Source organism: Aquabacterium sp. (genome assembly GCF_004297345.1).
Lineage (GTDB): Bacteria > Pseudomonadota > Gammaproteobacteria > Burkholderiales > Burkholderiaceae_C > Aquabacterium.
Map to the genome: position 1 here is coordinate 1 of NZ_SCTN01000319.1, position 9410 is coordinate 9410.

9 protein-coding genes are annotated in these 9410 nt (G+C 61.1%); all 9 read right to left on the reverse strand.

The genetic code is table 11. From position 1 onward, the window contains the following. Positions 1–823 (reverse strand): PQQ-binding-like beta-propeller repeat protein (locus EPO09_RS11305; RefSeq protein ID WP_290643124.1); only part of this gene is annotated, 823 nt, incomplete at its 3' end. A gap of 60 nt (positions 824–883) precedes the next feature. Continuing rightward, positions 884–1600: a tetratricopeptide repeat protein gene (locus EPO09_RS11310; protein ID WP_290643126.1), complete on the reverse strand. Its 717-nt coding sequence runs from the start codon at positions 1598–1600 to the stop codon at positions 884–886. Between the two features lie 36 nt (positions 1601–1636). Next, a complete protein-coding gene (gene hisS, locus EPO09_RS11315; protein WP_290643129.1) occupies positions 1637–2938 on the reverse strand; it encodes a histidine--tRNA ligase in 1302 nt (433 codons plus the stop codon). Between the two features lie 42 nt (positions 2939–2980). Beyond that, a complete protein-coding gene (gene ispG, locus EPO09_RS11320; RefSeq protein ID WP_290643132.1) occupies positions 2981–4255 on the reverse strand; it encodes a flavodoxin-dependent (E)-4-hydroxy-3-methylbut-2-enyl-diphosphate synthase in 1275 nt (424 codons plus the stop codon). Then, positions 4252–5259: a helix-turn-helix domain-containing protein gene (locus EPO09_RS11325; protein ID WP_290643134.1), complete on the reverse strand. Its 1008-nt coding sequence runs from the start codon at positions 5257–5259 to the stop codon at positions 4252–4254. Before EPO09_RS11325 ends, ispG begins: the two co-directional genes overlap by 4 nt. Then, the gene (gene pilW, locus EPO09_RS11330) at positions 5252–6073 is read right to left on the reverse strand and encodes a type IV pilus biogenesis/stability protein PilW (RefSeq protein WP_290643136.1); all 822 of its coding nucleotides are present in this window, start codon (positions 6071–6073) and stop codon (positions 5252–5254) included. Before pilW ends, EPO09_RS11325 begins: the two co-directional genes overlap by 8 nt. A gap of 68 nt (positions 6074–6141) precedes the next feature. Beyond that, on the reverse strand, positions 6142–7284 hold the full coding sequence (rlmN, locus tag EPO09_RS11335) for a 23S rRNA (adenine(2503)-C(2))-methyltransferase RlmN (protein ID WP_290643139.1): 1143 nt from the start codon (positions 7282–7284) through the stop codon (positions 6142–6144). 35 nt (positions 7285–7319) lie between these two features. After that, positions 7320–7745, reverse strand: coding sequence for a nucleoside-diphosphate kinase (gene ndk / locus EPO09_RS11340; RefSeq protein ID WP_290643141.1), 426 nt, complete (start codon positions 7743–7745; stop codon positions 7320–7322). Between the two features lie 157 nt (positions 7746–7902). Continuing rightward, positions 7903–9410 (reverse strand): 23S rRNA pseudouridine(2605) synthase RluB (gene rluB / locus EPO09_RS11345; RefSeq protein ID WP_290643143.1); only part of this gene is annotated, 1508 nt, incomplete at its 5' end.

Sequence of the window (9410 nt, forward strand, 5' to 3'; positions counted from 1 at the left end):
GGCGACTCCAGCGCAATGAACCCCGGTTCAACTCCAGGCAGGCGACGTTCAATTGGAAGGTCCGCACGCAGGCTTCGTCGTCCACCCTGGCTAGCGGGCCGACCAGATCGGCCAAGCGCTCGACTTCATTGGTGCCGCGAGGTGTCCCCACGTTCACGTCAAACCGCACCGCGCCTTTGATTGGATCCAACCCAACCAGGCGAGGCCCCTGCCCCACCAGCAAAGTATCGCGGAAAGCTGCAATCACCCCAGCATTGGCCAAGGCCAGCGGCTCGCCACCAGGACGCTGGTATTGCCACAGCCACCGGCCATCCAGCGCGTCGTATGCACGCACATTGCGATCGACAGACTGAATAAAAACGCGCTCACCGGCAACCAAAGGTGCCGTGATGACACGACCAGGCAGTCGTTCACGCCAGAGCGGCTTGCCTTGGTCAAACGTGAGCAGTTCGTTGGCCTGCGTGACCACAGCCGCATAGCGGCCATCACTCCCAACTGCAGCCGTCAGATCTGCACCGGCTTTGGCTCGCCAACGCTCAGCGCCCGTCGCTACATCGAAGGACACGATATCGCCATCCGTACTGGCAGCCGTGATCTGACCATTACGCACGGCCAAAAGTTGCGGCCCCTCAACCGACCCAATGCGATGAGACCACAGCGTCGTCAAACGCACGGTAGGCGTCAACGACTCCAAAGAGGCAGGGCTGGGCTTGCTGGAGCCACAAGCCGTCACGACGAGCAGTGCTGCCGAGGACAGGACCAGCTTGGTCAGGCGAGAGGCGACCGGTGGCAATTTCACCAGGTTAGCGCGGATCAGGGTCATGTGTGCTTCCAGGAAAGCGTCCAGTTCAATGTACGGCCAGACGGCACAGTATCAGACAGATCAGTTTGTCGGGGCCAGGCCGGGCGGCATACCGTTCGCTGCCGCAGCGCCTTCTGGCGCAACCTTGCTGTGCAACGGTGCCGGGGGCTGCCCCAGAGCGGTCAGCTTACTCTCGATGAAGCGGCGGTATTCCACCGTTGGATCGACGCCCTTCCAGGCAGCCAAATAGGCCTTGACGGCATCGTCCTTCTTGCCTTGCGCCATGAGGATGTCACCACGACGGTCATCCGCCAGCGGCGCGAACTCGGCAGGCAGATCGCCGGACAGCGTCTTGAGCGCCTCGTCGAACTGCTTGGCATCCATCTGCAAGCCAGCCAGACGCAAACGCGCCACAGCGACAAGGTTGGCGTTTTTGCCACTGCCAACCAGCCATTGCAGCGTCGCCTTGCCCTCGTCAACCTTCTTGTTGTCGACTTCGACCTTGGCTGCCAGCAAGGCCCCCTGTTCAGTGAACGTGGCCCCAGCGTATTTGCCCTTCAGATCACCAAAAATCTGACCGACCTTGTCCGCGTCGCCAGCGAGCGCCGCGCGATCCAACTCTTCGTACAAAGCTGCTGCGGCTGCACCGCGTTGCTGCTGCCAGTACAGGTAGTAAGACCAGGCTGCATAGCCGCCCAAAGCGATGACCAGCACCCAGGTGATCAGATTGCCGTATTGCTTCCAGAAGTGCTTGAATTGGTCAAGCTGTTCCTGTTGATCAAGATCGTAGGTCGCCATGACGGTTCCCGTTTGTATATGTGTAAAAGCCGAGGATTATGACCGCGAGGAAGGCAGCAAGGACTCCGCCCATTCCCCAGTAGCCGCCAAGGAGCGCATGACCTGCTCACCACCGTCGCGCAGTGGCTTGACCGAAACCTGCCCTTGAGCCACTTCGTCAGGGCCGAAAATCAGGGCAAAACGCGCGCCGCTGGCATCTGCCTTCTTGAATTGAGACTTGGGGCTGGCAGGGCCGTCCTTACCCGCAGGATTGAGCACCACTTGCACGCCCTTGGCACGCAAGCCCTCAATCGTAGTCAATACGGTCGACAAAGGCGTGCCGGCAAACACGACAGCGAAAGCGTCAGGCGAGGTAGACGGAGACTCGATCCCGACTTCCTGCAACAACAGGAGCAGACGCTCCATGCCGAGCCCCCAACCAACGGCAGGCGCGGACTTGCCGCCAAGCTGCTCGATCAGCCCATCGTAGCGACCGCCACCGCACACCGTACCCTGAGCGCCAAGCTTGTCGGTCACCCACTCGAACACGGTGAGGTTGTAGTAATCCATGCCGCGCACCAGGCGCGTGTTGACCTGATACGGCACCCCGGCCACATCCAGCACATGCTTGATGGCGCCAAAGTGCTCCAACGAAGCCTCGCCCAGAAAGTCAATCAGCTTGGGCGCGCCTTCCACGATGGCCTGCATGGCAGGGTTCTTCGTGTCCAGAATGCGCAATGGGTTGGTGTGCAAGCGGCGGCGCGCCTCTTCATCCAACTGCTCGGCGTGCGACTCCAGGTAGGCGATCAGGGCAGCACGGTGAGCCTTGCGCTCTTCAGGTTGCCCCAGGCTGTTGATCTGCAACGACACATCGCGGCCAATTTCCAGACCCAGGTCGCGCCACAGGGCGGCCGTCATCAGGATCAGTTCGGCATCGACATCAGGGCCAGCAAAACCCAAGACCTCGGCGCCCACCTGATGGAACTGACGGTAGCGCCCTTTTTGCGGACGCTCGTGACGGAACATCGGGCCGATGTAGTACAGGCGCTTGCCGCCTTCGTACAGAAAGTTGTGCTCGATGATGGCGCGCACGGAACCAGCCGTGCCTTCAGGGCGCAAGGTGAGCTTGTCGCCATTGAGGCTGTCTTCAAAGGAGTACATCTCCTTTTCGACGATGTCGGTCACTTCACCCAGGCCGCGCACGAACAAAGCCGTGGGCTCAACAATGGGCGTGCGCATGTTCTGGTAGCCGTAGCGGCGCATCACCTTGCGCACCACGTCCTCCAGCCACTCCCAGCGCGCCGATTCCGGCGGCAGGATGTCGTTCATGCCTTTGATGGCTTTCAAAATCTCGGCCATGGATAAGATCTTCTTCTTTTACGTAGGGAGTCAGGCGATCGCTCAGGAAGCGGATTCGGCCTTGTTGAAACGGCGATCGATGTAGTTCTGCACGATCTGCTGGAATTCTTCGGCGATGCGTTCTCCACGCAAAGTCATGGCCTTTTCGCCATCGATGAACACGGGCGCGGCAGGCGCCTCGCCATTGCCTGGCAGGCTGATGCCGATGTCAGCGTGCTTGCTCTCGCCAGGGCCGTTGACGATGCAGCCCATCACGGCCACCTTCAGCTTTTCGACGCCTGGATACTGGCTGCGCCAGACGGGCATCTGGGCGCGCAGGAAGTCGTCAATCTGCTTGGCCAGCTCCTGGAAGGTCGTGCTGGTGGTGCGACCACACCCTGGGCAGGCGGTGACACTGGGCACGAAGGTGCGCAAACCCAGCGCCTGCAAAATCTCGAGCGCAACCACGACCTCTTGCGTGCGGGCCTCGCCCGGCTGAGGTGTCAGGGACACGCGGATGGTGTCGCCAATGCCTTCTTGCAGCAAGATGGACAAAGCCGTGGCCGATGCCACCGTGCCTTTGGTGGCCATGCCGGCCTCGGTCAGGCCCAGGTGCAGGGGGTAATCGCAACGATCAGCCAGGCCACGGTAGACGCTGATGAGATCCTGCACACCACTGACCTTGCACGACAGGATGATCTGCTCAGGCGGCATGCCCAGTTCGCGCGCTGCTTGCGCCGACTGCAGCGCCGAAGTGATCAGCGCCTGGTACATGACCTGCTGCGCGTCCCAGGGATCGGCGCTGCGGGCGTTCTCATCCATCATGGACGCGAGCAACTCCTGATCCAGGCTGCCCCAGTTCACGCCGATGCGCACTGGCTTGTTGTAGCGCATGGCCACTTCGATCATCTGACCGAACTGGCGATCACGCTTGTCACCCTTGCCTACATTGCCCGGGTTGATGCGGTACTTGGACAAGGCTTCGGCACACGCCGGGTAGTCAGTGAGCAGGCGGTGGCCGTTATAGTGGAAATCGCCGACCAGCGGCACGTCAATGCCCATTCGATCAAGCTGATCCCGCACATGCGGCACAGCCTCAGCGGCTTCGGGCGTGTTCACCGTGATGCGGACCAACTCAGAACCAGCCAGCGCCAGCTCCTTGACCTGAATGGCCGTTCCGATCACATCCACGGTGTCCGTGTTGGTCATCGACTGAACGCGCACGGGCGCGTCGCCACCGATCGTGACCACACGAGAACCCCACACCACGCGAGCCTGCCGCGAGCGACGCGCTGCTGGCCGGGCGATGTCGATGAGGCGAAGATTTTCCAGAGTCATTTCAATTCCACTCGCGCCACGTTGTTGCGGGCAGATGTCACCAGATCAACGCGCTGCCCCTTGTAGCTCATGTTCACGCCTGCGGCGTTGCCAATCAGCGCCTTGAGCGGTGGCGTGCCGTTAAGCGAGAGCGTCTCACCGGGGCGCACATGCTGGGACAGCAGCTTGACGCCCTTGGCATCACGTACCTCAATCCAGGAGGACTCCGTCACGGTCAACACCAAAGGACCAGCGGCAGAGGCACTGCCACCTTGCGAGGCAGATGCCGCATCCACGCTTGGCGCCAACCTGGGGTCCGTCCCAGCAGCCACGACAGGCGCGGACGCACCCGCCTCGGCAGAATCCAGCACGAGAGAGCCTGATGCCGCCGCAACAACTGCTGGCGCATTCACCGCGGGCACGGACGCCGATGACGCGACAGCCCCCGACGCTACGTCAGCATCCGACGACGCAACAGGCAAGTCCTGTGCTGGCGAAGCTGGGGACTCCGCGACGACCGGCTCCGTCACCTTAGCCTGGCTATGCAACACCCGCTGCACCCATGCAGGCACATCCACCGAATCAGGCAAGACGTAGATGGCCACAGCACCCGCCAACAACAAAGTAGGCGCCAGCCACTTGAAACTCAAGAGCGCCGACCAGTCCCACTGCCGATCAAATAACGGGGAGCCACCGCGCACATCCTTGAAAGGCTGGTTCAGCGGCGGCTTGCCCTCTGCCAAGGCCGCAGGACGCGCAGCAGGCAAGGCGGCCAGCACCTCGGTGGGATCCAGCTTCAGCGCACGGCACACGGTCATGGCCAGCGCACGCGTGAAGTTGGCATCCGACAGGCGATCGTACTGCCCCTGCTCCAACGCTTCGAGCTTGGCCGGCGTGACCTTGATGATCGATGCCAACCCTTCCAGCGTCATGTTCTGAGCCTGGCGAGCGAGACGAAGGATCTCTCCCGCCCCGCGATTGCCAGCATCTGGAGAAGACAAAATGATGGGCGTTGGCTCAGTCATCGAACCTCCCCAGCTCCATGGCGTTGGTCTCGCGAGCGGTCGGGAAACGGCTACGCAATTGCGAGGCCATCTCTTCACGCCCATTGGCGTTACCCAACTTGTGCTCGATGCGAATGGCCAGCCACAGCGACTCTGCCGTGACCTGCGCAGGCACGTTGTTCACGCGACGGATGTAGAAGCGCGCACGCTCCAACTCACCGCGTCGATACAGCACAGAAGCCAGGTTGAACGCCGTCGCAGGATTGGACGGATCCAGCTCATAAGAGTGCACCAGCGTCTTTTCCGCTTCCGGGTACAGGCCGGCACTCACCTGACAGACACCGCGCGCCAGCATGGTCTTGCTGGTGGAGATCGTCTGAGGCAAAGAAGATGCGCGCTCGAACAAAGCATCAGCTTCAGCGAACTGACGCTTGCGGCAAAGGTACCAGCCGTAATTGTGCAGCACGCTACCGTTTCGCTCATCCAACGATAGAGCCTGTTTGTAATTCGAGACTGCACGCGCGTCATCACCCATCGCATCGTAGATGAGCGCACGCATTTCGTACGCATCAGGCAGATTGGGGTCAATGGCCACCGCCTGCTTCAACTCATCCAGTGCCGTGTTGTATTGACCTTGCCCGTAATAGGTCGAGGCGAGCTCCATGCGAATGCGGGCGCGCTTTTGCAGATCACCCTCGTCCGACGCAGTGACGATGTCGCCTGAAGACGACATCCGCGACGCAGGGCCACCGGCGCAGCCGCTCAACCAGCCCAGGCTCGCCACACAGGCAAGCAGCCAGCCAGCCGTCAACACCACCGAGCGAAGCATCCTCATGCAGCAGTCTCCTTAAAAAGGGGTTCAGTGTAGAGGCTTCAGCGCCTCCGCCTTCGCCTGACAGCGCTTCAATGCGCGTGGCGGTTACGTTCCCCGGGCTTCGGGGATGCCACTTTGGTCTCAACAGGCTGGCGCAACATGCGATCGCGCGCATTGGTGCGATCCTGCACTTCGCCAGCCAACTGCCCACAGGCCGCGTCGATGTCATCACCGCGCGTCTTGCGCACCGTGGTCACGATGCCTGCGTCAGCCAGCAATCGCGCGAAAGCCTGAACGCGCTCGTTCTGAGAGCGATGCAAACCAGACTGAGGGAAGGGATTGAAGGGAATCAGATTGAACTTGCAGTTGATCTTTCCCTTGACCAGGGCAATCAACTCGCGCGCATGCTGATCGGTGTCATTGACGCCATCGAGCATGCAATATTCAAAGGTGATGAAATCGCGTGGTGCAGCCTGCAGATAATCACGGCAAGCGTCCAGCAACTCGTGAATCGGGTACTTCTTGTTGATCGGCACCAACTCGTCACGCAAAGGGTCGTTGGGCGCATGCAACGACACCGCCAACGCAACCGGGCAATCGCTTTTCAGCCGTTCAATCATGGGCACCACGCCCGATGTCGATACGGTGACGCGCCGACGCGACAACCCGTAACCGTGGTCATCCAGCATGACCTTCAACGCAGGCACCAAGGCGCTGTAGTTCTGCAGCGGTTCGCCCATGCCCATCATCACCACATTGCTGATGATGCGATCTGAGGTCTTCAGGCGCTCGCGCAACACATGCTCGGCATGCCACAACTGGGCCAGGATCTCACCCGTGGTGAGATTGCGACTGAAACCCTGATGACCCGTCGAGCAGAAACGACAACCTACAGCGCAACCCGCCTGCGATGAAATGCACAGCGTGGCGCGGTCGTCTTCGGGAATGTAGACACTTTCAACGGCGTTGCCGCCGCCCACGTCGAACAGCCACTTGATCGTGCCGTCAGACGAGATGTGTTCGCTGATCACGGGCAGACGCTTGAGGGTGGCCACACCCTGGAGCTTGCCGCGCAGCGACTTGGCGAGATCCGACATCTGATCGAAATCGGTCGCACCCTTTTGATGGATCCAGCGGAACAACTGGGTGGCGCGGAAACGCTTTTCACCCAGTTGCTCGCAAAACGCGGTCAACCCCTCGAGGTCATAGTCAAGCAGATTGACGGCGTCCATACTTCTTCTCGAACAAAGAAACGGTCGACAGCGAATTAACGGCTGTAGACGTTCAGAGCGGGGAAGAAGAAAGCGATTTCGACGGCGGCTGTTTCAGCAGCGTCGGAACCGTGCACGGCGTTGGCATCGATGCTGTCAGCGAAGTCAGCGCGGATGGTGCCCTTTTCGGCCTTCTTGGGGTCGGTAGCGCCCATCAGGTCGCGGTTCTTCAGGATCGCGCCTTCGCCTTCGAGCACTTGCACGAACACGGGGCCGGAGATCATGAAGCTCACCAGGTCCTTGAAGAAAGGACGGGCAGCGTGCACAGCGTAGAAGGCTTCGGCTTCAGCTTGCGACAGTTGCACCAGCTTGGCAGCAGCAACCTTCAGGCCAGCGCCTTCAAAGCGGCTGACGATTTGGCCGATGACGTTCTTGGCAACGGCGTCGGGTTTGATGATCGAGAGGGTGCGTTCGATAGCCATTTAGTTCTCCTGATTCCCAGAAAAGATCTGCAGATTTGACAAAACCCAGCATTGTACTGTGCGTCAGTGACAGTGCCGAGCGTAAAAAGTATGCAAAGGCGCGATGTCAACGCGGGTTTCCCAGAGGAGTGCCCGCCTTGCTTCTCGCAATCCAAAATCAACGGCGACCGCGACCACCGCCACCGCCGCCACCTCGACGACCACCACCGCCGGATTTGCCGAAATAGGCATCCGCGCCGATGTAGCCCACGGAGGTCTGCAGCGGATCGGGTTGGCGAGGGCCATTGCCCTTCTTCTGACCGCCTTGATCCTGCTGATCAGGACGACCGAAGCCGGACGTGATGCGCTTGGAGCCCTTCACGAAACGCTTGTCGAAGGTCTGCTCCAGCGGGTTGGGGATGGGGCCAATGTGGTCCATATCCTCATCCATGTCGTGGCGAGGCGCCATCTGACGGTCTTGCTGACGGTCTTGCTGGCGATCTTGTTGCGGACCACGTGGCTGCTGGCGGTTGCCATAACCACCCTGGCCACCTTGACCGCCGCCCTGAGGACGACCGCCCTGGCCTTGCTGCTGACCACCACGGCCACCCTGCTTGCTCTTGAAGCCCTGCTGGCCTTGCTGGCCCTGCCCTTGGCCTTGGCCCTGCTGACCGCGCGGCTGATTCTTGCCGCCGCGACCCTGCCCTTGCCCCTGGCCTTGACCGAACTCCTGGCGATCCATGCCCGCCAGCGACTTCACGGCGCGCACATCAGATTCACCCAACTCAACCCATACGCCACGCTTGAGGCCACGTGGCAGCACGATGGCTCCGTAGCGCACGCGGATCAGGCGATTGACAGTCAGACCGACCGCGTCAAACAGCTTGCGCACTTCGCGGTTGCGACCTTCGGTGATGACCACGCGGTACCACTGGTTGACGCCCTCGCCTTCGCCCTTGCTGATGGACACGAACGAAGCCGACTGGCCCTCGATCTCGACGCCCGTCAGCAACTTGTTGCGAGCACCTTCATCCAGCGTACCCAGCACGCGCACAGCGTATTCACGCTCCACGCCGAAGCGGGGGTGCATCAACTGGTTGGCCAACTCACCGGAGTTGGTGAACAACAGCAGACCTTCGGTATTGAGGTCCAGACGACCGACCGACATCCACTTGCCGTTTTGCAGGCGAGGCATGCGCTGGAACACCGTCGGACGACCTTGGGGATCGTCGTGCGTCACCACTTCGCCCGTGGGCTTGTGATACGCCAGGATGCGAGCAGGCGGCGGCGCGATACGCACGCGGATCGGACGCCCTGCCACCTTGATGCGATCACCAAAGGAGATGCGCTGACCGATGTGCGCCACCTGATCGTTGACCTCGATGCGACCGTCTTCGATCATCTGCTCGATGTCACGACGCGAACCTACACCGGCCTGTGCCAGCACCTTCTGGAGCTTGGGGGCATCGGGCTCGGGACGCAGCACGCGCTTGTACGGGCCACTCTCTTCGGTCGCAGCCTCGGCCACTTCCTCTTCGTGCGTCTTGTCGAAATCGCCCGACAGCAACTCGGCAAACACTTCCGTGGCCTGCTCGGCGGCCATGGCCGCGCGACGAGAAGGACGTTGCTCGTCACCAGCATCACCCGACAACTCGCCAGAATCACCCTCACCCGATTCGATGTCGC